16 protein-coding genes are annotated in these 22,791 nt (G+C 28.8%); 1 reads left to right on the forward strand and 15 read right to left on the reverse strand.

The features are described from left to right. Window positions 1-145: 145 nt before the first annotated feature. A complete protein-coding gene (locus CLFE_RS22825) occupies window positions 146-10,663 on the forward strand; it encodes a non-ribosomal peptide synthetase (protein WP_077893165.1) in 10,518 nt (3,505 codons plus the stop codon). A gap of 266 nt (window positions 10,664-10,929) precedes the next feature. Here CLFE_RS22825 and CLFE_RS22830 read toward each other — a convergent pair whose 3' ends face one another. The 15 genes from CLFE_RS22830 to CLFE_RS22900 all read right to left on the reverse strand — a co-directional run bounded on the left by CLFE_RS22830 (window position 10,930) and on the right by CLFE_RS22900 (window position 22,759). Further along, window positions 10,930-11,607: a hypothetical protein gene (locus CLFE_RS22830; RefSeq protein ID WP_077893164.1), complete on the reverse strand. Its 678-nt coding sequence runs from the start codon at window positions 11,605-11,607 to the stop codon at window positions 10,930-10,932. A gap of 7 nt (window positions 11,608-11,614) precedes the next feature. Further along, on the reverse strand, window positions 11,615-12,076 hold the full coding sequence (locus CLFE_RS22835) for a matrixin family metalloprotease (protein ID WP_077893163.1): 462 nt from the start codon (window positions 12,074-12,076) through the stop codon (window positions 11,615-11,617). A gap of 500 nt (window positions 12,077-12,576) precedes the next feature. Continuing rightward, window positions 12,577-13,035, reverse strand: a complete 459-nt coding sequence (locus tag CLFE_RS22840; protein ID WP_077832513.1) for a PadR family transcriptional regulator — start codon at window positions 13,033-13,035, stop codon at window positions 12,577-12,579. Window positions 13,036-13,112: 77 nt separating this feature from the next. After that, window positions 13,113-13,379, reverse strand: coding sequence for a hypothetical protein (locus CLFE_RS22845; protein ID WP_077832514.1), 267 nt, complete (start codon window positions 13,377-13,379; stop codon window positions 13,113-13,115). Between the two features lie 429 nt (window positions 13,380-13,808). Beyond that, window positions 13,809-14,306 (reverse strand): hypothetical protein, encoded by a 498-nt coding sequence (locus CLFE_RS22850; protein WP_077832515.1) that lies wholly within the window; start codon window positions 14,304-14,306, stop codon window positions 13,809-13,811. A gap of 10 nt (window positions 14,307-14,316) precedes the next feature. Continuing rightward, a complete protein-coding gene (locus CLFE_RS22855; protein ID WP_077893162.1) occupies window positions 14,317-15,393 on the reverse strand; it encodes a hypothetical protein in 1,077 nt (358 codons plus the stop codon). After that, window positions 15,393-15,971: a hypothetical protein gene (locus CLFE_RS22860; protein ID WP_077893161.1), complete on the reverse strand. Its 579-nt coding sequence runs from the start codon at window positions 15,969-15,971 to the stop codon at window positions 15,393-15,395. The genes CLFE_RS22855 and CLFE_RS22860 overlap by 1 nt, the downstream gene beginning before the upstream one ends. A 12-nt stretch (window positions 15,972-15,983) precedes the next feature. Beyond that, entirely contained in the window at window positions 15,984-17,492 is a 1,509-nt protein-coding gene (locus CLFE_RS22865; protein WP_077893160.1) for a hypothetical protein, read from the reverse strand. Then, window positions 17,486-18,013: a hypothetical protein gene (locus CLFE_RS22870; protein ID WP_077893159.1), complete on the reverse strand. Its 528-nt coding sequence runs from the start codon at window positions 18,011-18,013 to the stop codon at window positions 17,486-17,488. The genes CLFE_RS22865 and CLFE_RS22870 overlap by 7 nt, the downstream gene beginning before the upstream one ends. Before the next feature lie 17 nt (window positions 18,014-18,030). After that, window positions 18,031-18,828 (reverse strand): hypothetical protein, encoded by a 798-nt coding sequence (locus CLFE_RS22875; protein WP_077893158.1) that lies wholly within the window; start codon window positions 18,826-18,828, stop codon window positions 18,031-18,033. An 11-nt stretch (window positions 18,829-18,839) separates the two neighbouring features. Beyond that, window positions 18,840-19,325 (reverse strand): hypothetical protein, encoded by a 486-nt coding sequence (locus tag CLFE_RS22880; RefSeq protein WP_077893157.1) that lies wholly within the window; start codon window positions 19,323-19,325, stop codon window positions 18,840-18,842. A 57-nt stretch (window positions 19,326-19,382) separates the two neighbouring features. Beyond that, window positions 19,383-20,288: a hypothetical protein gene (locus CLFE_RS22885; RefSeq protein ID WP_077893156.1), complete on the reverse strand. Its 906-nt coding sequence runs from the start codon at window positions 20,286-20,288 to the stop codon at window positions 19,383-19,385. A 27-nt stretch (window positions 20,289-20,315) separates the two neighbouring features. Next, the gene (locus tag CLFE_RS22890; protein ID WP_077893155.1) at window positions 20,316-20,819 is read right to left on the reverse strand and encodes a hypothetical protein; all 504 of its coding nucleotides are present in this window, start codon (window positions 20,817-20,819) and stop codon (window positions 20,316-20,318) included. Window positions 20,820-20,854: 35 nt separating this feature from the next. Continuing rightward, the gene (locus CLFE_RS22895; RefSeq protein ID WP_077893154.1) at window positions 20,855-21,124 is read right to left on the reverse strand and encodes a hypothetical protein; all 270 of its coding nucleotides are present in this window, start codon (window positions 21,122-21,124) and stop codon (window positions 20,855-20,857) included. Window positions 21,125-21,139: 15 nt separating this feature from the next. After that, a complete protein-coding gene (locus tag CLFE_RS22900; RefSeq protein ID WP_077893153.1) occupies window positions 21,140-22,759 on the reverse strand; it encodes a hypothetical protein in 1,620 nt (539 codons plus the stop codon). Window positions 22,760-22,791: the final 32 nt, after the last annotated feature.

The following is a 22,791-nucleotide window of genomic DNA, read 5'->3' on the forward strand; positions in this document are numbered from 1 at the left end:
GTGGAAGTTTGGTGGTAAATCTAATTCAAAAGTAGTTTAAAAAAACATCCCAATAAGGTGAAAAAAATAAGTAATATATGCAACTATTATGCAATTTAAATTGTAATAACTTAAGGAAAATAAATTGCATTGGGAGATGTTATAAATGAATACTAATATTGAAAGATTTGAGATAACTCATCCTCAAAAAAGAATTTGGTACAATGAGTTATTATTTCAAGGCACATATATGCATAACATTGTTTTTAAAATTAGTATGGGTGGCAATTTAAACATTGAAGCATTAGAAAAAGCAATAAATATTATTATTGAAAAAAATGATGCACTAAGATTAAAATTTTACCAAGATGATGGAGAATTATATCAGTACCTAGAAGAATATGAGTTTATTAAAATACCTTTTTTGGATTTTTCAAAATATGGTAGTGACTCTGAAAGCAATTTGAATAAGTTTTTAGAAGTAGAGAGTAGAGAAAATTTATATAATGAAAATAAATTACTATTTAAATTTTTTATTTACAAGATTAATGATTATGATATGGGTGTATGTTTTTTTGTACATCATCTTATTTTTGATGGGAGGTCTTGTAATATATTATTAAAAGAGCTTGTTGAAGTTTATGATAATAAAGATAAAGGTATTTCAAAAAATTCATATATAGATTTCATAAAGTATGAAAAAAATTATTTAATTTCAAAAGAATTTCAAGAGAATAAGAATTTTTGGAAAGAAAAGTTCTTAAATTTAAATAAAAATTCAGTATGTATAAATTTTAAGGATGTAAAGGCAAAAGTAAAAACGGTAACTTTGAATAGGTGCATTAGTGAAGAACTTAAGAGGTACTTAAATAAAAATAATATTTCTTTAAATAAATTTTTTATAGCCTTATCAAGCATATATATGAGTAGGGTATTAAGGGATAATGATATAAGCCTTGCAGTGCTAGTATTTAACCGAGCAGAAAGTCAAAGGAATACAATGGGTATGTTTACAGGTACTATGCCTTTGAGGCTAAAATTAAAGGATGATATGACATTTGAAGGTTTTTTGAAATATTTAAAAGGAGAGCTTAAGGAATGTTATCATAATCAAAAATATCCTTATGATTTATTAGTTCAAGATTTAGAATTAAAGAAAAAAGGAGTAGCTTCTTTATTTAAGTTTTGTGTAAATTATTATGAGATAGAAAGTTATGAGTTTAAAGGTAAAAAGATTAGTAACGAAATCTTTCCTCAAGAACATATTGATATTCCAATGCAGATTTTTATTAAAGATTTAAAGGAAGATATTCAAATTCAAATTCAGTATGGGGTAAGTAATTACACAGAGCAGCAGATAACTGAAATGCTTAAGGGTATGAGTACTATTTATAGACAAGTTCTTAAAAATTCAAAGCTTAAAATATCTGCTTTAGAAATAGTACATGAAAAAGAAAGAAATTTAATAATAAAGAAATTTAATAATACAAGAAGACCATATGAAAAGGACAAAACCGTAAAGGAATTGTTTGAAAAAACAGCCCAGGTGTATAGGGATAAAATAGCACTTGTAAGTGGAAAAGATAAGTTAAGCTATAGAGAATTAAATGAGAGAGCAAATAAACTAGCTAGATTTCTTATAAAAAAAGGTATAAAAATAGGAAATATTGTACCAATAATATGTGATAGCAGTGTAGATGCAATAATTGGTATGCTAGCTATCATAAAAAGTGGAGCTGCATATCTTCCAATAGATGATAGCTATCCAAGTGCGAGAATAAATTATATGCTTAAAGACAGTGGAAGTAAGCTTATTTTACTTAAGGAAAATCAAATGAAAAAAGCATGTTTAGACAATATTGAATTGGTGAACTTAAAAGATAAAGAAATACTTAAGGAAAGCAGCGAAAATCTTAAAATTATAAATACACCTGGGGATTTATCCTATGTAATTTATACTTCAGGATCAACGGGAAATCCTAAGGGAGTATGTGTTGAAAATAGGAATTTAGTTAAGCTTGTAAATAATCCAGATTATGTAGAAATTAAAGAAGAAGACAGAGTACTTCAGTCAGGATCTTTATCCTTTGATGCATCGGTATTTCAAATTTGGATTGCACTATTAAATGGTCTTTCTTTTCATATAGAAGATAAGGATTTAATAATTAATAGTAGTGATTTAAAAAAGTACATTAATGATAATAAAATAACCATGATGGTTATGCCTACCCCACTATTTAATCAGTATAGCGATAGTGATATTGAGGTGTTTCAAGGACTCAAATGGTTAATGGTTGGAGGAGATGTACTTTTAAAAAGTCATGCAAGTAAAATAAAAAAGATTTATAAAAATTTAAAGCTTATAAATGCCTATGGACCAACTGAAAATACAGTAATTTCAACAACATATGAAGTGAAGGAAGATTTAGCTGAAGGAGCTGTTCCTATAGGAAAGCCTATAAGTAATTCAACGGCTTATGTAATGGACAACAATAACAAGCTTCTTCCAATAGGAGCTGAAGGAGAACTATACGTTGGTGGAGACGGAATTTCAAGGGGATACTTAAATCGTAAGGACTTAACCAATGAAAGGTTTATAGAAAACCCTTATGTAAAGGGAGAAATCATATATAAAACAGGAGATCTTGCAAGATGGCTAGAGGATGGCAACTTGGATTTCTTAGGCAGGATCGATTATCAAGTAAAGATTAATGGTTTTAGAATAGAACTTCAAGAAATTGAGGCAAAGCTGTTAAAATGCAACAAGATAAAGGAAGCAGTTGTAGTAGATAAAAAGGATAAAGATAAAAACAAATATTTATGTGCCTATGTTGTAGTAAGGCAAGAGATATCGCAGAAGGAAATAAAAGCGCTTTTGAAAGAGGAAATTCCAGCATATATGATTCCACCATATATAATAGAGCTTGAAGGTCTTCCTAAGAATGCAAATGGAAAAGTAGATAGAAAGGCTTTGCCTGAACCTAATTTATTACAAAGGAACAAGAAAATTATAAAACCTAGATATGAACTAGAAAAGAAACTTTATAGTATTTGGTGTGAATGCTTTAATAAACAAGAAGTATCTATTGATGATAATTTCTTTGAGCTTGGAGGAAATTCATTAAAGGCAATAAATTTGGTTTCCAAAACTTATAAAAACCTTAAGATTAAAATTTCTATTATGGAATTGTTTCATAAAGCTTCAATACAGGAGTTAGCTGAATTTTTAAAATCCAAAACAAAGAGTGAATTAACTAGTGTGATTAAAAAGGTAGAAGAGAGAGACTACTATGAGGCATCAGCTGTTCAAAAAAGAATGTATGCAATAAATCAAAGAAATTTAAATAGCACAAATTATAATATACCTATTGCTTATTTAATTAAGGGGGATTTTAGTAAAGAACATTTTGAAAAAGCAATATGCGAACTTATAAATAGGCATGAAGCTTTAAGAACAAGTTTTTGCATAATTGATGGAAAAATCGTTCAAAAGATACATTCAAAAGTGAAATTTAAAATCAGTTATTCAAAAATTGATAGTAAGTTTTGCAAAAGTAAACTTCAATTAGAAAAATATATAACCCCTTTTGACTTAAGTAAAGCTCCTCTTATACGTGCAGGTATAATTGAATTTACGGATGCATCAATTTTAATAATAGATGTACATCATATAGTTTTTGATGGTATTTCCTTAAGTATAATAACAAAAGAATTATCCGTATTATATAACGGAAATCAGCTTGATAAAGTAAGAATACAATATAAGGATTTCTCCAATTGGCAAAACAAGTCATATGAAAAGGATTTATTTAAAAAGGAAGAGAAATATTGGCTTAATAAGTTTCAAGGAGAAATTCCAAGCCTTAATATGCCTGTAGACTATAAGAATGCAGATTACAATAGTTTTAATGGAGCTTCCATAGATTTTGAAATAGATAGAGCTTTAATTAGAAAAGTAAACAAGACCGCAGTAGATTTAGGTGTAACAAAATTTATGGTCTATATAGCAGTATTTAATGTGCTTTTATATAAATATACAAATGGAAGAGATATAGTAATAGGAACTCCAAGTTCAGGCAGGACACTTGAAGACGTTAAAGATACAGTTGGCATGTTTGTTAACACTTTACCACTAAGAAATGAGCTAGAAAAACATATGAATTTTAGAGAGTTTTTAATTATGGTAAAGGAAAATTCTATAGAAGCCTTTGAAAATCAAAATTATGATCTTAAAAACTTGCTTGAAAAATTGAAGCTAGATAAGGGTTCTATTTTTGATGTTGTATTTTCTTTTCAGGATATAGGTATTGAAAATTTAGAGTTTAATAATACGCAAGTAGATTCATATAAACTAAAAAGCACCATAGCAAAATTTCCTATGTATATGACACTTAATGAAGACAAGAACAGAATATTAGGTCAAGTAGAATATCAGACTTCTTTATATAAAAAGAGTACCATAGAAAACTTTATAAAGCATTATATTAATCTTTTAAATAATCTTTTAAATAATATGGATGATTCTATTGAGGCATTTGATGTTTTATCAGAGGAAGAAAAGTATTTAATAATAAATAAATTTAATAACACCAAAAGGGCATATGAAAAGGATAAAACTGTTAGAGAATTGTTTGAAAAAATAGCAGAAAGATATAAGGATAAAATAGCACTTGTAAGTGGAAAAGATAAGTTGAGCTATAAAGAATTAAATGAGAAAGCAAATAAACTAGCTAGATTTCTTATAAAAAAAGGTATAAAAAGAGGAGATATTGTACCAATAATATGTGATAGCAGTGTAGATACAATAATTGCTATGCTAGCTATCATAAAAAGTGGAGCTGCATATCTTCCAATAGACGATAGCTATCCAAGTGCGAGAATAAATTATATGCTTAAAGATAGCAGAAGTAAACTTATTTTACTCAAGGAAAGTCAAATTGTAAAAGTAAGTTTAGAGGATATTGAATTGGTGAACTTAAAGGATGAAGAAATACTTAAGGAAAGCAGCGAAAATCTTGAAATTATAAATACCCCAGAGGATTTATCATATGTAATTTATACCTCAGGGTCAACAGGAAATCCTAAGGGAGTATGTGTTGAAAATAGGAATTTAGTTAAGCTTGTAAATAATCCAGATTATGTAGAAATTAAAGAAGAAGACAGAGTACTTCAGTCAGGATCTTTATCCTTTGATGCATCGGTATTTCAAATTTGGATTGCACTATTAAATGGCCTTTCCTTCCATTTGGAGGATAAGAATTTAATACTTAACGGTAGTGCATTAGAGAATTATATTGAGCAAAATAAAATAACAATAATGTTAATGCCAACGCCACTTTTTAATCAGTATAGTGAGAGCAATATAAAAGTCTTTAGGAAACTTAATTATTTATTGGTGGGGGGAGATGTGCTTTGCAAAAGATATGTAAGTAAAATAACAAGGGCTTATAAAAATTTGAAGCTGATAAATATTTATGGACCAACTGAAAATACAGTAATTTCAACAGCATATGAAGTGAAAGAAAATTTAGCTGAAGGAGAAGTCCCTATAGGAAAACCTATAAGCAATTCAACTGCATATATAATGGACGATAATGATAACCTTCTACCAGTAGGAGTTCCAGGAGAATTATGTGTAGGAGGTGCTGGAATTTCAAGTGGATATTTAAACCGTAAGGACTTAACAAAGAAAAAGTTTATAGAAAACCCTTATGTAAAGGGAGAAATTATATATAAAACAGGAGATCTTGCAAGATGGCTAGAGGATGGCAACTTGGATTTCTTAGGCAGAATCGATTATCAAGTAAAGATTAATGGTTTTAGAATAGAGCTTCAAGAAATAGAAGCAAAGCTATTAAAATGTGAAAAAATAAAGGAAGCAGTTGTAGTAGATAAAAAAGATAAGACTGGAAACAAGTATTTATGTGCATATGTTGTAGAAAGAGAAAAAATATCACCAAAGGAAATAAAAACATTCCTTAAAAAGGAACTTCCAGCATATATGATTCCTTCATATATAGTAGAGCTTTACAGTCTTCCTAAAAATGCAAACGGAAAAGTAGATAGAAAGGCCCTTCCTAATGTAGACTTATTAGAGACAAGTAAGGAAATTATAAAACCAAGATATGAGTTAGAAAAGAAGCTTCACAGTATTTGGTGTGAAATCTTTATTAAAAAGGAAATATCTATTGATGATAATTTTTTTGAACTGGGAGGAAATTCATTAAAGGCAATAAACCTAGTTTCTAAAATTCATAAGAAGCTTAAGCTCAAAATAGCTGTTATGGACGTATTTGATAATCCTTCAATAGAGGAGTTAGCTGAATTTTTAAAATTCAAAACCAAGAGTGAAGTAACTAGTGAACTTAAGAAAGCAGAAAAGCGAGAATACTATGAAGCATCAGCGGTTCAAAAAAGAATGTACGCAATAAATCAAAGAAATTTAAATAGTACAAATTATAATATACCTATTGCATATTTAATTAGGGGAGATTTTAATAAAGAGCGTTTTGAAAAAGCAATATGTAAGCTTATAGATAGGCATGAAGCTTTAAGGACAAGTTTTTGCATAATTGATGGAAAAATCACTCAAAAGGTACATTCAAAAGTAGAATTTAGGGTTCATTATTCAAAAATTAACAGTAAGTTTTGTAAAGATAAATTTCAATCAGAGAAGTATATAACTCCCTTTGATTTAAGTAAAGCTCCACTTATTGGTGCCAGCATAATTGAATTTATAGATGCATCAATTTTAATAATAGATGTACATCATATAGTTTCTGACGGTATTTCTATAAAAATAATAATAAATGAACTATCGGCATTATATAATGGTGTTCAGCTTAGTAAAGTAAAAATTCAATATAAGGATTTTTCAAATTGGCAAAATAACTTATATAAAAATGGCAAGCTTAAGAAGGAAGAAAGGTATTGGCTTCATAGGTTTCAAGGAGAAATTCCTAATCTTAATATGCCTGTAGAATATAAGAAGTCAGATTATAATAGTTTTAATGGAGCTTCTATAGATTTTGAAATAGATAGAGCTTTAATTAGAAGAGTAAACAAGACTACAATAGATTTAGGTGTGACAAAATTCATGTTTTATATAGCAGTGTTTAATGTACTTTTATATAAATACACAAATGAAAGAGATATAGTAATAGGAACTCCGGGTTCAGGAAGAACCAATGAAGACGTTAAAGATACAATAGGTATGTTTGTTAATACTTTACCTTTAAGAAGCAAACTAGAAACACATATGAGCTTTAAAGAATTTTTAATTAAAGTAAAGGAAAATTCCATAAAAGCTTTTGAAAATCAAAATTATGATCTTAAAAATTTGTTTGAACAATTGAAAATAGATAAAGGGTCTCTTTTTAATGTTATATTTTCTTTTCAGGATATAGGCATTGAAAATTTAACTTTAGAAAATACACAAGTAGAAAAGTATAAACTAAAAAGCAAAAAAGCAAAATTTCCTATTTCCATGATACTTAATGAAGGCAAGGATAGAATATTAGGGCAAGTAGAATATCAGACCTCCTTATATAAAAGGAGTACCATAGAAAGGTTTATAGGGCATTACATTAATCTTTTAAATAAGTTTTTAAATAACCTAGATAAGTCTATTGAGGAAGTTGATGTTTTATCAGAGGAAGAAAAGAATTTAATAATAAATAAATTTAATAACACCAAAAGATCATATAAAAAAGGCGAAACCGTAAAGGAATTGTTTGAAAAGACAGCTAAAAAGTGGAAGAATAAAACAGCACTTGTATCCAATGGGAAGAGCTTAACCTACGGAGAATTAAATGAAAGAGCAAATAAACTTGCAAGATTTCTTATAAAAAAGGGTACAAAGAAAGAGGATATTGTACCAATACTATGTGATAGAAGTATTGATGCAATAATAAGTATGTTAGCTATTATAAAAAGTGGAGCTGCGTACCTTCCAATAGATGATACTTATCCAAGTACAAGAATAAATTATATGCTTAAAGATAGTTGCAGCAAATTACTTTTACTTAAAGAAAATCAAAAGGAGAAACTTCATTTAGATAATATTGAATTAGTAAACTTAAGGAACAAAGAGATACTTAAGGAAAGCAGCGAAAATCTTAAAAATATAAATACACCAAAGGATTTAGCCTATGTAATTTATACCTCAGGGTCAACAGGAAATCCTAAGGGAGTATGTGTTAAAAATAGAAGTTTAGTTAAGCTTGTAAATAATCCAGATTATATAGAAATTAAAGAAGAAGATAGAGTACTTCAATCAGGCTCTTTGTCCTTTGATGCATCGGTATTTCAAATTTGGATTGCACTATTAAATGGCCTTTCTTTTCATTTGGAGGATAAGAATTTAATACTTAACAGTAATTCATTAGAAAATTATATTGAGAAAAATAAAATAACAATAATGTTAATGCCAACGCCACTTTTTAATCAGTATAGTGAAAGTAATATAGAGGTATTTAAAAAACTTAAGTGCTTATTGGTGGGAGGAGACGTACTTTCTAAAATATATGCAACTAAAATAACAAAGGCCTATAAAAATTTAAAGCTTATAAATACTTATGGACCAACTGAAAACTCAGTAATTTCAACGGCATATGAGGTTAAAGAAGCTTTAGCTGAGGGACCTGTCCCTATAGGAAAACCTATAAGTAATTCAACAGCCTATGTAATGGATGAGAATAACAACCTTCTTCCGGTAGGAGTTCCAGGAGAACTTTGTGTAGGAGGTGCTGGAATTTCAAGAGGATATTTAAATCGTCAGGATCTAACAAAGAAAAAGTTTATAGAAAACCCTTATGTAAAGGGAGAAATTATATATAAAACAGGAGATCTTGCGAGATGGCTAGAAGATGGCAACTTGGATTTTTTAGGTAGAATTGATTACCAAGTGAAGATTAATGGCTTTAGAATAGAACTTCAAGAAATTGAAGCAAAATTGCTAAAGTGTGAAAAAATAAAAGAGGCCGTTGTAGTGGATAGGAAAGACAAGGAAGGTAATAAATATTTATGTGCTTACGTTGTAAAAAGAGAGAATATATCATCAAAAGAAATAAAAATATTTTTGCGAGATGAAATTCCAGTATATATGATTCCCCCATATATAATAGAGCTTAAAGAGATGCCTATGAGTGCAAATGGAAAAGTGGATAGAAAGGCACTAATGAACCTTGAATTATCTAAGTTAAAAAGTGAATATACAAAACCTAAAAATACTATTGAGGAAAAAGTTTCAGGGGTATGGAGTAATGTATTAGGTGTAAAAAATATAAGCACTGATTTAAACTTTTTTGAAGTTGGAGGGAATTCATTAAAGGCAATTTCAGTAGTTTCAGCCCTAAAGAAAGAATTTATTGTTGATATAAATGACATATTTAAATATCCAACTATACAAGCTTTAGCTAGGAACATTAAAATTAAAGCTCTATATATGAAAGAGGTTAAAGGAGAAGTTGCAGCAGAAATAAATAGAAAAGAGAATAATATAGCTAAGGCTTATAATGAATATAAGGCAAACATTGAAAATTATAACAAATTGAATTTAAACAAAGAGACAGGTTATAAAAACATTCTACTTACAGGGGCTACAGGATATGTTGGTGTTAATCTTTTAAAGGAACTTATTTGCAGCTCAAAAAGTAATATATATCTTTTATTAAGAGGTGACAGTACAAAAAAGGCTGAGGAAAGAATTATAGAAAAAACTAGCTTTTATTTTGGAAAGGAGTTTTATCTTAATAACAAAAATAGAATAAAGATTTTAAAAGGAGATATATCAAAGGGCAATTTAGGTTTGGAAGATAAAACCTATGAAAGCTTAGCTTCAAAGGTTGATTGTATAATCAATTCTGCTGCTAATGTAAAACATTATGGGAGATATGAAGCTTTCTATAGTACAAATGTTTTGGGTACTAAAAATTTGTTAGCTTTTGCAAGGAAAACTTTAAGAAAGGATTTTAATCAAATATCTACACTTAGTGTTGGTAGTGGTAGTATAAAAGATAAGACTTTAGTTATGTTTTCAGAAGATGCTTTGGATGTTAATCAACAATGTGATAATGTATATGTCCGTTCAAAATTAGAAGCCGAAGAATTAGTTAAGGAAGCAGGAGAGAAAGGATTAAATACTAAAATATTTAGGCTTGGAAATGTAATGTTTAATCATGAAACGGGGCTATTCCAAGAAAATATAGTAGAAAGTGCGTTCTATAGAATTATTAGAGCCTTTATTAAGCTTAAATGTGTTCCATTTACAGAAGAAATGAATTTTGATTTTTCTTATGTAGATGAATTGTCTAAAGCAGTTGTGCTTCTTTTTAATAAACAAAGCTTAAATAACTGTATATTTCATATAGAAAATCCTAATAAAATAAATCCTAAGGAATTGGTTAAGTACTTAAGAGTTAAATATAATGACATAGAACTTAAAGACATTGACGAGTTTATAAAGTATAGTTCTTCTAAAAGTGAAGATGAAAACTTGAAGGGTTATGCTCAAGATGTTATGGTTCATTTAGGGTTAATGGAAAATAATAATTCAACCCAGTTTATAATAGTAAGTGATAGAACAAATGCTATTTTAGAAAAAATGGGCTTCAGGTGGAGTATTTTAGATTATGAAGAGATAAAAAAAATGCTTAGCTACTGTGAAAGGGTTAAGTTTATATAAATTTTATTGTGCAGTGGTACATACATAAAATTGGACCACACTCGTACAAGAATTGTAAATGTTATAAAGTAAAAGTACTGCTTGAATTAAGTAATCTTATAAATTTTCTTAATTCAAGCAGTACTTTTTTTTCAATTCATAAAAAATGTCTGTCAAGGATGAGCAGTTGAATATGTTTTCTATTATTCTTAGCTGCAATACAATATTTTGAATAATTTATAGTTTCACACAATATTAATTGTGTGGAGTTAATATGTTAACACTAATTATTTTAAAGTATTAAGTTTTTGATCTATTTCATTTTGAGTAAATTTTATATCAATGATACCTGCAATATTGTTTTCGGGTCTTTCTATAGTTTTATCTTTATTTATAAAAAATCTTCCTTCAAAAAATCCTAGTGGGATATATGCCTTTTCATTATTTGAATTTATTGCTTTTGCAAACAACATAACCTGTTGTTTTTTTGTCATAGTATCTATATTATAAATTGAACGTTTTATTGGTGTGGTATCGTTATTTTCTTTTATTTCTGGTTTGATTTTTCGTAATTGAGCTATAGCCTTTTGTTGAGTGGTTATTCCACCTAATTCAAAAAAAGTTAAAATATCACCATTATTAATATTTTTATTGTAGGATTTTAATACTTTTATTTTTGTTTTAGTATAAGTTCTAAATCCTTCATCAAAATAGCTTGCGTTTAATACGGTTCCTTGAACTATTATGTCTGAATTTTTTATTATTGTGTCTATATCATTATATATAGGACCTGACACATCAGCATCCATATTAATATTTTTTATTTTACTTTTAGCTATATGAGATGTAGTATTTTTTATTTTAATATTTATCTTACTTGCATTATTCACATGCATATAAGAAACAATACTTATTGCAGAAAACAATAAAATTGTAGCAGGTATTATAAATTTTGCTTTTTTCATTTTCTAGTTACCTTCCTTTCTGTTTTTTTAATGTTATATAAGGATATAAATATCGTATTCCTGCAATATCATCAGAACTAGGAACATTAACGTTACGTCTATATTTTTCTTGACACATAATGCTATTAGGGTTCGTATTATTTTCATTTAATCCCAAAGTATGTCCTATTTCATGAGCTATAGTTCCTTGTGCATTAAATACATTTAAATCACCTATTGTTCTTTTGTTTATGTCTATAACATTTAAAGACCAATTAGAATTATTAGGATTTACTTGTTCATATGTTTTTGTACTGTCATTGTATGCAAAACTAGCTGTAAAGGCTAAAGCACCACCTGAAGTTTCTTTGTCAGTAAAGTCATCGGCTGCAAAAAGTATTGTTGCTGACTTACCAGAAGATCCTCCTTGAAAATTTACGTGAGTACTTGAAAAAACACTATTCCAAGCATTAATTCCGTTATTTATCATGTTGGAGTATTGCTTAGCATCATTATTATAATAAGAACAGAATATTAGACTAATTTGACCTGTTCTCACATATTTAAAAACGTTATAAGCATAAGTTTTATTTGAATAAACTAAAGTTGTAAATATAAATGCAAAAGCAATAATAGAATATGTAACTTTTTTTAGATGTTTAATTTTAATTACCCCCTTTTATAATGCGATGAATATTATATCATTTTTGTACTAATTAATAAATAATGTATAAAATTAACTTATATAGATTTATATAGGTTGCAAACAACATGTAGATTAATATTATTTTTATTTCTTCTTTTTCTTTTTGCTTTTTATTGTTTGGAACTGTTTCAGGAAGTTATCAAAGATGAACAAGCCGAAAAGGAGTTGACTGAAATTTTAGGATATACTAGAGTAGAAGTTTTAGATTCATATTTAAAATAAGAGGGTTCAAGCCCCCCTATTATTGGCTATTTTGCCATCCTAATAATTCTTTTTTTGTGGGTTTATTTATTTAAGTTGTTGTACATTTTACTTATGACTTTATTAAAGAAATTGCTAGATTGAATAAGCATATCTTTAAATTCATCCAATCTTAAGTCCAATTCTTTTTTCCCTAATTTAGTAATTGTATAATATTTTTTAGAGGGTGTTTCTTTTACAACTTCAATTAAGTTATTCTTTTCCATATCATTTAATAGGGGATACAATGTTCCATGTGAAGGTTTCCAAACATCAATGTCTATAGTATCTTGTATTTCTTGTAATATCTGTTTGCCATATATAGGTTCTGATTTATTACTTAATAAAAATAAAGTATATAGACTTAAGAAATTTGAGCTTGACATTTTTGCTGGAAACATCCTATTATATTCACCTTTATAGGCTCTTTTAGAACTTGTTTTTTTTATTTCAAAGGAACCTATTAGATTTAAGGCGTTATTTTTAGAGTTAGAATCCACCATAATATATAAACCTCCTAAAATAATAAGTATATGTTGCAATTGACACAGTTAAATAAACTTATGCATAATTATAAAAGTCAAGACTTAAAGGATCTTAATTTAGTATCGATATATTTATTTTTTAAAGATTCTTTATTTTTATCATAATAAGTTATAGGAAAATCTACATTGTCATTATATAAAGCTTTTGTTATATAATCGATGATAAAAATTTTAAAATCTTTTTCACAACTAAAAATTCCTAGTTCACTTACTAAGAAAGAGGAAAATTCAGTTATGTCCATTTGTAATAATTCATTAATTTTAATTTTCTTTAAACATTCTTCTATTTTTTTATTTACCATATTAAAACATTGTAAAACCCTGTGCTATATGCCTTTTGAGTTTTATAATATTACTCCTTTCTTTAATTTTTCTTTATTTTTGAATAGATAAGTTGTGAAAGTTTCAATACCTTCTTACTTTTAAAACATCCTAAAGGTGAACCCAATAAGCAGTGATATTTTATAAGCCGTGAGGTAGGAACCTTATTACAACGTATATATTTAAAGGCTTAGTTTAAATTGAATTTTAGTTGCGAATTTTCAGTAATTTCTCTAATAATTATATACTATATTTATAGTAAATGATATAATTTTTAACAGTATATTTATCGATTTATTTATGAAATTCTATAATAAAAGGTATGCTACATATTAAATTAATATATAACATACCCTTTATAAGATATTATATTTATTTTTTTAGAGAACCATGGAATAATTTTACAAAAATTAAATATCATCGAAATACATTTCAGTAGAGCATTCTCTTATTATGCAATTATTGTGCTCTAAGTCCTTTGTAGTGATGTCTTTATCTAAAAATGTATCTATATCCTTAGCCATAAACCTAAGAGTACCTTCTGTAGATAGATGATTACTTTTAATACTATTAGTTTCACCTGATATCTTTGCTCCATATATAAATATTTTAGAAGCACTATCATCTTCTAAGGAATTTAGAATCATAATATCAAATAGAGGGAGCTTATCACCTTCAAGTTCATAGCAAGCTTCAAGCCAAGGAATTTGTTTTGTTAGGTTACTTTCCCAATGCTTATTAACAAGCTGAAAATCAATTGTAACCGAAATTGATTTATCTTTTTTTATAGAGTAATTTATATTGTTTAAACTTCCTAAAAGTACAGGAGCTGCCTTAGGAAACATTATAAAGGCTAGAGCATCACTAGCGGAAAAACTTTTATAAAAATCTGAAATTTCATTGTTCATAGAAGCCTCCTTAAGGTACTAAGCTTATTAATGCAGTAATTTCATTGGTATCCTTAATAGGAACTATAGTAATTTCTACATTAAGCTCGCTTGTTTCATTTATTTTTATTGAATATGCGTAGTCGGTAATGAAATTTTCCATTTTTAAAGCTTTTAATTCTTTAGCTACAGTAAAGGCTACAGCTGTTTTTTCATAGGCAAGAATTCCTTCTCCTATAAAAGGAGTAATTATTTTTGAAATTCTTGAAACAACTTCTTTTAAAATTAATATGGAGGTTAAGTTTTGATAAACAGAGCCTTTAGCAGCAGCTGTTATAGGGTTATTTAAACAAATTAAGCTGCCAGTTTTTTTGAAAGCTACAATATTGTTTGTTCTTATGGAAGCTAATTCATCAAGAGAAAATTTAAAAGCTAAATCTTTTACACCATTTAAGCTTTTATTTTCAAGATAAGCATTAAAATTTGAACTAAAAGCAGCGTAGGCTACAGCAGAATTTCCTAAATAGTTTCCTATTGAAGGCATATAATGAATAGGCTCTGGTCCTGCCACTACACTTATAAATTGACCTATGTCATTGCCATTTAGAGAGTAATTATTGTTGTATTTACATAAATCATCTACATAAGCTTGAAGTCCTAAAACTCCTGTATCTATAGGTGGTTTAACAGGTATAAATCCAAGAGTTATATTGTTCTTAGTTGAAAGGCTAGAACAAAAGGCTGCCAGCTGAAGAGCAAAGTTTTGGCTTCCATCTGTAAGCACATCATTTGCATATACATCTGTTGGAACTACTAGATCAACCACATAATTTTGAAGTGCACTGTAGGCAGCTGAAAGGGCTTTGAATTGCCCATCTTTATTTGAAGGTGAAGCATCTATTCTCATTAGTCTAATATCCTTGCAGCCAAGGTCTAAGGCTTGATTAAAGGCAGGTATTAAGCTTGTAGTGTTTCTAATACCATTTGAATCTATGCAGCTGCCAAAAATTTTTTCAGCAGTAGCTTTGGTAACAGGTGTAGGCTCTAAAAAAGGGCCAGATAGAGAAGTACCTATTATAAGCAGACTGCTATTTAAAGTTGAAGGCATTAAGATTCCCCCTTACTACTTGTATTTAGAATTTTAGTGTTATTTAAAGGAATAGCATAGGAGTATAAATTTTTAAAAGTATTAATTCTAAAGCTTTCAAGTCGTTCAAAGCCAATATAATAATCAAGACACTTTTTGGGGATATCTACAGTATAATCCTTTTTATCTTCACAGTTGTATTCAGCTAAAAAAGATATGTCTTTTATTCCTTGGTACTTTAAGTCAGAAGAGTAGGCATCTATAAGTGTCTCAAATTTTTCAGTCAATTTTATAGTCTCCTGGCTTGTTCTTCCAAATATATTAAATTCCACGATACAATTAAACCACTGACTATATACTTTAAGGGCAAAACCTGTTTCTTTGCCATCTACAATTTCTTTAGTAATATCCTTTAAGCTAGATTTAGTTGACGCTTTTCTGGATTTTATATTATATGTAATGCAGGGCAGCTTTAAATTTTTTAGATTTTCACTATTATTTAATTCTGCAGCAGCACTTTTAAAATCACAATTTAAATTTTCAGTAAGTATTTTATTTAATATTTCAAAAATTGAATCTAAGTTATCAATGGAGTTCACAAAATCACCCTCTTAACATTTCATACTTCCTATAATTGTTAATGGCTTTAAGGTATAGTCTGTCTTTAAATTTATATATATTTTTAATTCTTCTTCACTAATTGGATCTACTTTAATTTTAAATTCACTTAGAATATTTTTATTAACTAGTAAGCTTAGGGTTTTAGAAATTCTATCAATTAAAGCATTATTTTTAACTAAATTTTTAATATTTTTACCTACATAACTATCTAAAAGTTTTTTTATATGAGAGTATGTCAATTCAAATATTCTTACATTATACAAAAGGTGTAGGTTATTTATTTTATCTGAGGTAGTAACAGAATTCATTATTACACAGGCGTTTTTTAATACATTATATTTAAATACCACTATTCCCATATCTGAAAGAATAGCTTTGTTGTTATCACTAAACTCATTATATAAAGAAAGGTTTTTATCTATGGTTTTATTAGTTATATTTGAACGAAGGCATGAATTAGCAACGGTACCAGCGTATGTAAGGTAACCATTTGATATTTCTTTATTACTAAATTTTAAATCACCGGCCACGACTGAAATTAAAAACCAATAAGGTTTAAGGCTTAGATTTAATCTATTTATTTTTAGGCTTAAGCTTAAAACGCTGGATATATAGCTGTCTTCATCAAAAGCTTCAAATTCAGAAATATTATTGTAGCCCATTATTCCATGAGTGGTAAAACCTAGGTTCATCTGCTTCAAGCAATAATTTAATAGCTGCTCATAAAAAGTGGCATTATTGCCGTCATTAAGTTTTAGGTTTAGATAGTCCCTACTGTCCTTATAGAAAATAGAATTGTACTGAGTTTGATCATTTCCAAAATTTTTTGGGGATATATCATCCATAAAGGCCTCTAGTGGAACTATTAAGTCAACTTTTTCGCCTTCTAAAAGCTTGTAGGTAGTTCCTAAACAGTTGTAGAGATCATTCTTAGAGATGTTTAGTCCATCATCTCCACCATACATATAAAGCTCACTTACATTCATTGAATCCATTGTTAAATTACCAGGATACACATTAAGTTTTGCATAAACGTAATTTAAATTATTTTCTGTATCAGAATTTATGGCCTTTTCTAGTAAATCAAATATAGGATAATCGCTAAAGGTATAGCGTCTGCTTTTTCCACCAAGCTCTGACGGAAATTCAAAGGTTAAACCCTCAGTATCTATTGAAATCTTTATATTGTTGTATATTTTAGAGGAAGCTTTTGCTTTTAGTATTAAACCATTGTCTAAGGAATTAACCTTTATTTTAGCTTCAGCATGAGTACCAGTAGTTTTTACCAGAATAATATTACTAGCTAAAGAACTTTCCTTAATTTTTTTATAGGCAGCTACAAGGTTACCAGATTGACCAAAAGTACTATAAAGCTTTTTTTCACTGTTTATAGGTGTTGGTACATTAGTTGGACCTAATTCTGAGGAGCCTATAATGTAAATATTTGAAGAAAATAAATCTCTATCATTAATTTTAAAATCTCTCTTATTATCTAGCATGACACTTCATTTCCTTTTATAATTAATTCTTTATTATCAGAAGACAGGTTATTAAAAAAGTTTTGTGTTTGAGTTAAAAGCTCAGGGCGAGTTTTAGCTTGAACCGTATAAAATTCATTCCTACCTAGGCTACCTTTCTCAGCATTTGTACCTGTTATTTCACAAACAGCTTTAATATTAATCTGATTTTCACTAAATTCTGATAGACAAATTCTATCTTTAATTTCAGGATTTTTGGTATGATCAAAATACAAAGTGTATATAGGAGAATATATTTCACCTACTTTAGAGTGCTGAACTGTATTTTTCATAGAGTTGTAATTTATAACTTTAATTTTTTCAATAGTTATATTAAATCCAGTACCTAGACATTTTAAGCAATCTGGATCACCAACCTTGTAAAATTCATTAAAGCAGGAACATTTTATACAATCATTTATTTTAATATATAAAATATCCTCACCAAAATCATGTTGTAAATTTCTAAATTCATTTCTTAAATTAAATGGAGTTAAAAACATTTTAGCCATCCTTTCTTTTAGGACTTAGCTACCGCTGAATTCACATTTTTGATAAAGTCGTCATATCGGTTAAAAAGAAGCATAAATCTTTCTTGAAGCTCTGTTAGTAAAGGTGATTCACTTTTTTTAGATATTTCTATATCTCCAATTTTTTGTGTCACTCCGCTAGTAATATTATTTAAGGAAATATATGTAGAATTTAAAAGGTCTAAATCAGTCTTATATCGAACCCAGGCTTCCTTCCACTGAATGATAACTGAAGGTGTTACTATATCATTTGAGGCTTGAGAATTTTTGCTGTAAACTTTGTATAGCATGTCGATTTCCTTACTGTTAAGATATATTAAATAGTTTATTGTTTCGTCATCATTAGTTAATAAATCTCCTGTATCCATTCTTATTTTTTTTACTGTTGTATAAGATGGATTGTAGGCTGATGTGAATTTCCACTCATAATTTTTGCCTTTTATTTTTATGGATACAGTATACTCATTATTATTTTGTAACTTGGCAATTGAGCCATACTTTTCGTATATTGAATTAGGATCCATATCTTTAGTTGAGATAATCTTTATCGGAACCCCATCAAGAGGTATTAAAGACACAATGGCAATTTTATCGTTTTTAGCAAGTGGATAATTAAATTTTATATGTGTATCATCCTGTGAAGTATAGTCTCCATTAGCACCATTAGTTGTAAGTAAACCGTTTAAATAAACTAAAATTGCTCCACTTACATAGGGCTTTGATACAGTAAATGTAGTTTGACCATCATCAGCAATAAAATTGTCATAAATAATATATTTTTCATCCATTAAATTCACCTCTATGCTAAACTTGTTATTTTAATATTTATAGAAACACAGGTTAGAAATATATTATCATTTGAAATAACAAGATTCACATTATTTTTACCACTTTTATCCTCGCAGGGAATGTTAATAACGTCGTATTTATACATACAAGCACAGCTGCTGTAAACTAAAAAACCGTTAACACAATTGTCATAAATATCTATTGTTACGGGTCCCGTACTGCTCAATAAAAGAGTTCTTAGGTCATATTTAGAAAAACCAACAGGGAGGGCTACATATTTTGTTTCTAACGGTGATAGAGTAAAGCTGCGATGTATTTCTCTAAGTATGGGAACACCGCCAATAGCACTGCCATTATATACTAGTATTCCATTCTCATTTATACTAAAGTTATTTATAATGTTTAGAGTCTTATCAGACACAAAATTTTTATCATTTAGATTAATTATTTTGTCTGCACTTATGTTTTCTATTTGTTTGTCTTTGATTCTTCCCATTACACACCTCTCTTTATGTATCAGCAGAGAAGTTAATTCTCTGCTGATACTAATTTATTAAACTATTTCAAAGTGAGTATATGTTACGTCTAATTCGTCAGAAGTTTCAAGTATGAAGTTTAAGTTGTTCCAAGTTATTACAAGTGAGTTGTTTACAAAATCTGCTGTGTAATCTTTATCTTTACCACAAACCTGAGCACAGCCATTTACTTTGAGAACTATGTTGTTATGACCAGTTTTGTAGACACCTGTATTATCATTTCTAATTCCAGTATCTATGGAAGTTTGACCATTAACAGAAGGTATTATATTAATAGTATTTAAATAAGTTGTTGGTAATTGTATAGGAAACTCTACCCAAGTGTTAGTTGGAGCATCATATCTATAGATTTTATTAGTATCATCTACAGTTACAACCCAACCTTCTTCTGGCTTTGGATAAACCTTTGCTATATCGGCAAAGGTATCAACTGGTGATTTCCAAGATAAACCTTGAATTGCTGATGTGATTTGATTTTGAAGGGAGGTATTAACTGCAGTAATTTGATTTGAAAGGTTAGTGTTATTAGTAGTGATTTGGCTTTGAAGGTTATCAGTGGTTTTATTTATTGCAGTTACATCAGCTTCTAATTTAGCATCTAAGTCTGATATTTGTTTTGAAGCAGCATCAGCATTAGTTTTAATTTGTACTTGTAAATCAGCAGTTGTAGTATTTATTACTGTTACATCGTTCTTTAATTCAGTTTCTACATTTGTAATTTGTGTTACTACAGTAGTATTATTTTCAGTTATTTGTTTTTGAAGAGAGTCATTTGTATCTTTTAATTTGCTGTCAACTTCACTCTTTGTGTACTTATCAGCAAAACTATCTTTTTCAGTCTGTGAAACGAATTGAAGATCTGTGGTTTGAGTGACTTTTTTAGCCTCTAAAGATTCGATTTGTTTACTTTTAATTAAAGCCATATTATTTCCTCCTTAAGGATAATAAATTTAATTTATTAATATATCAGCTAACAGTTCTAAAGCATCGGTTACTTCAAGAGAAAAATCTTTTGAAAGCCAGTTTAAGGTTATTGTTTTTGAAGTGGTATCATAGATAATGTCGTAATCGACATCTTTTGTTTGAGTACTTCCATTAACTACTACATCAATTGAATTTATACTAGCTATACCTTCTAATATTCCAAGTGAAAGAGGAAGTTTAAATAAGTTTTGGTTATCATTTTGTATAGGAATTTTTATTATTTTTTCTTCAACACTTATATTTCTATTAATGGACCAAGTATTAGCAGATATATCCCACATATAGTATAAATCCTGTGAAATTACAAGACGGATATCTCCATCTGCATTATTAGCAGTAGGTAAATCACCTATCAAGTTAACTGGATCTTTATAACCAGTAGATTTTTCTATTACATCAACAATTTCATTGTAAAGAGTATCTCTATGAATTCCTGCTATCTGATTTAATTGGAGTAATTGTTTACCCATATATTTTATATACCCTTTCTTTAAATATTTTGTAACTAACTTACAGTAATTTTTACAGAGGTTAAATTATTTGTAGCTTGATCATATACATAGTTTTTAGTAAGGGTTTTACCATTTAAGGTCACTACTTCTGTTGAAATATTATCTTGGCTATCGTAGGTAAAGATGGTGTCTTTAACTATGTCACCAGTAATTTTTTCTTCTGAAATTCTTTGCTTATCATCATAAACATATGATACTTCATAATTACACTCTTTATTACCCGTTAAAAGTTCTAACTCTTTTAATCTATCTACTATTCTCATTTTACTTTACCTCCATTATTTTATTTCTACTAAGGATAAGGCTCCATTAGTAACTGTTAGTTTGTAGTTCTTTTGAGTTGCGGTATCTGTTATTACAAATTCATCAAGTTTTTTACCTTGAAGAGAGGCCACTGTAGTGCTTAGAGTATTAAGGTCACTTTTGTCAGCTTTAGCATCTATAAGCGTTTTTTCTGAATCACATTGAGCTTTTAAGTTTTTAAGATTATCAGCTATATTACCATCACCATTAATATCTAGAGCGGAGGTTACATTTTTAATTTGATCTTGTATACCTGAAATTTCAGAACTACTTGGAATGGATTTGGTGATAGAAGAAAGCTTATCAGCTAGAGAAGCACTATCTCCTCTAGCTAAGGTTACTTCATCAGTGACTGATTTTAATGAAGACTCATCAGCTTTAGAAGCTACAGAAGTTTTTATATCATCAACGGTACTTGATAATTTAGTAAGATCAGCTTCTTCAGCTTTGTTAGTTATAAGCTTTTTTAAATCACCATCTGCAGCTTCCCACTGAGCTTTTAAGTTACCTATAGTATCAGTTATGCTGCCATCCTTATTATCATCTAAAGCAGTTATAATGCCTTGAACTTGATTTTTTAAAGAAGTATCATCATAAGCCTTTGGGATTGAAGCAGTAATAGATACGAGCTTATTAGATAAAGAAGTACTTTCACCTCTAGCAGCAGTTATTTCATCAGTAACTGATTTTAATGAAGCTTCATCAGCTTTAGAAGCTACAGAAGTTTTTATATCGCTAACAGTGCTTGATAATTTAGTAAAGTCAGCCTCATCTGCTTTTGCAGCTATAAGATTTTTTAAAGCAGTGTCATCATAGCCTGAGCCTGAACCAGTACTTATAGAATTAATTCTTTCAGCTAAAGAAGCACTTGAACCTCTAGCAGCAGTGACTTCATCAGCTACTGACTTTAATGATGTAGCATCAGCTTTAGAAGCTACGGAAGTTTTTATGCCATCAACAGCACTTGATAATTTAGTAAGATCAGCTTCTTCTGCCTTATTATCTACAAGTTTTTTCAAATCGCCATCTGCAGCTTCCCACTGAGCTTTTAAATTTGCGATAGTATCAGTTATGCTGCCATCTTTATTGTCATCTAAAGCGGTTATAATGCCTTGGACTTGATTTTTTAAAGAAGTATCATCATAAGCCTTTGGAATTGAAGAAGTAATGGATACGAGCTTATCAGATAGAGAGGCACTATCGCCTCTAGCTAAAGTTACTTCGTCAGCCACAGTTTTTAGGGAGGCTTCATCGGCTTTGGTAGCTATAAGGTTTTTTAAAGTAGTATCATCATAGCTTGGATTTTCAAATTTAGGAACTCCAACTACTTCTGTTGTTAGTAATACAATATTACCGGCTTGAAGACCCTTAGTAAAAACTATTGTATTAGCATCTTTTTTTGAATAATCTTCATCATCTATGGCTAAAGCACCATCAACAAATACTTTAAGAGTATGTCCTTCTTTCATAAAGCTTTCTTTGCTTGTGAAGGTAGTTTGTCCCTCTGTAGCTGTGAAAACCTCATACATTCCTCCATATTCTTCCTTCATTTTTTTCTGTAGCCTATTAGCTATTTGCATACTTATAATATCCATAAAATCACCTTTATTTAAATTTATATAAAAGA

The organism is Clostridium felsineum DSM 794, assembly GCF_002006355.2.
Taxonomy (GTDB): Bacteria; Bacillota; Clostridia; order Clostridiales; family Clostridiaceae; genus Clostridium_S; species Clostridium_S felsineum.

What these genes read in the sequence shown, in the direction of transcription:
- CLFE_RS22825 (WP_077893165.1), top strand. Translation starts at nt 146, where the DNA reads ATGAATACTAATATTGAAAGATTTGAGATAACTCATCCTCAAAAAAGA.
- CLFE_RS22830 (WP_077893164.1), bottom strand. Translation starts at nt 11,607, where the DNA reads ATGAAAAAAGCAAAATTTATAATACCTGCTACAATTTTATTGTTTTCT.
- CLFE_RS22835 (WP_077893163.1), bottom strand. Translation starts at nt 12,076, where the DNA reads ATGATAAATAACGGAATTAATGCTTGGAATAGTGTTTTTTCAAGTACT.
- CLFE_RS22840 (WP_077832513.1), bottom strand. Translation starts at nt 13,035, where the DNA reads ATGGTGGATTCTAACTCTAAAAATAACGCCTTAAATCTAATAGGTTCC.
- CLFE_RS22845 (WP_077832514.1), bottom strand. Translation starts at nt 13,379, where the DNA reads ATGGTAAATAAAAAAATAGAAGAATGTTTAAAGAAAATTAAAATTAAT.
- CLFE_RS22850 (WP_077832515.1), bottom strand. Translation starts at nt 14,306, where the DNA reads ATGAACAATGAAATTTCAGATTTTTATAAAAGTTTTTCCGCTAGTGAT.
- CLFE_RS22855 (WP_077893162.1), bottom strand. Translation starts at nt 15,393, where the DNA reads ATGCCTTCAACTTTAAATAGCAGTCTGCTTATAATAGGTACTTCTCTA.
- CLFE_RS22865 (WP_077893160.1), bottom strand. Translation starts at nt 17,492, where the DNA reads ATGCTAGATAATAAGAGAGATTTTAAAATTAATGATAGAGATTTATTT.
- CLFE_RS22870 (WP_077893159.1), bottom strand. Translation starts at nt 18,013, where the DNA reads ATGTTTTTAACTCCATTTAATTTAAGAAATGAATTTAGAAATTTACAA.
- CLFE_RS22875 (WP_077893158.1), bottom strand. Translation starts at nt 18,828, where the DNA reads ATGGATGAAAAATATATTATTTATGACAATTTTATTGCTGATGATGGT.
- CLFE_RS22880 (WP_077893157.1), bottom strand. Translation starts at nt 19,325, where the DNA reads ATGGGAAGAATCAAAGACAAACAAATAGAAAACATAAGTGCAGACAAA.
- CLFE_RS22885 (WP_077893156.1), bottom strand. Translation starts at nt 20,288, where the DNA reads ATGGCTTTAATTAAAAGTAAACAAATCGAATCTTTAGAGGCTAAAAAA.
- CLFE_RS22890 (WP_077893155.1), bottom strand. Translation starts at nt 20,819, where the DNA reads ATGGGTAAACAATTACTCCAATTAAATCAGATAGCAGGAATTCATAGA.
- CLFE_RS22895 (WP_077893154.1), bottom strand. Translation starts at nt 21,124, where the DNA reads ATGAGAATAGTAGATAGATTAAAAGAGTTAGAACTTTTAACGGGTAAT.
- CLFE_RS22900 (WP_077893153.1), bottom strand. Translation starts at nt 22,759, where the DNA reads ATGGATATTATAAGTATGCAAATAGCTAATAGGCTACAGAAAAAAATG.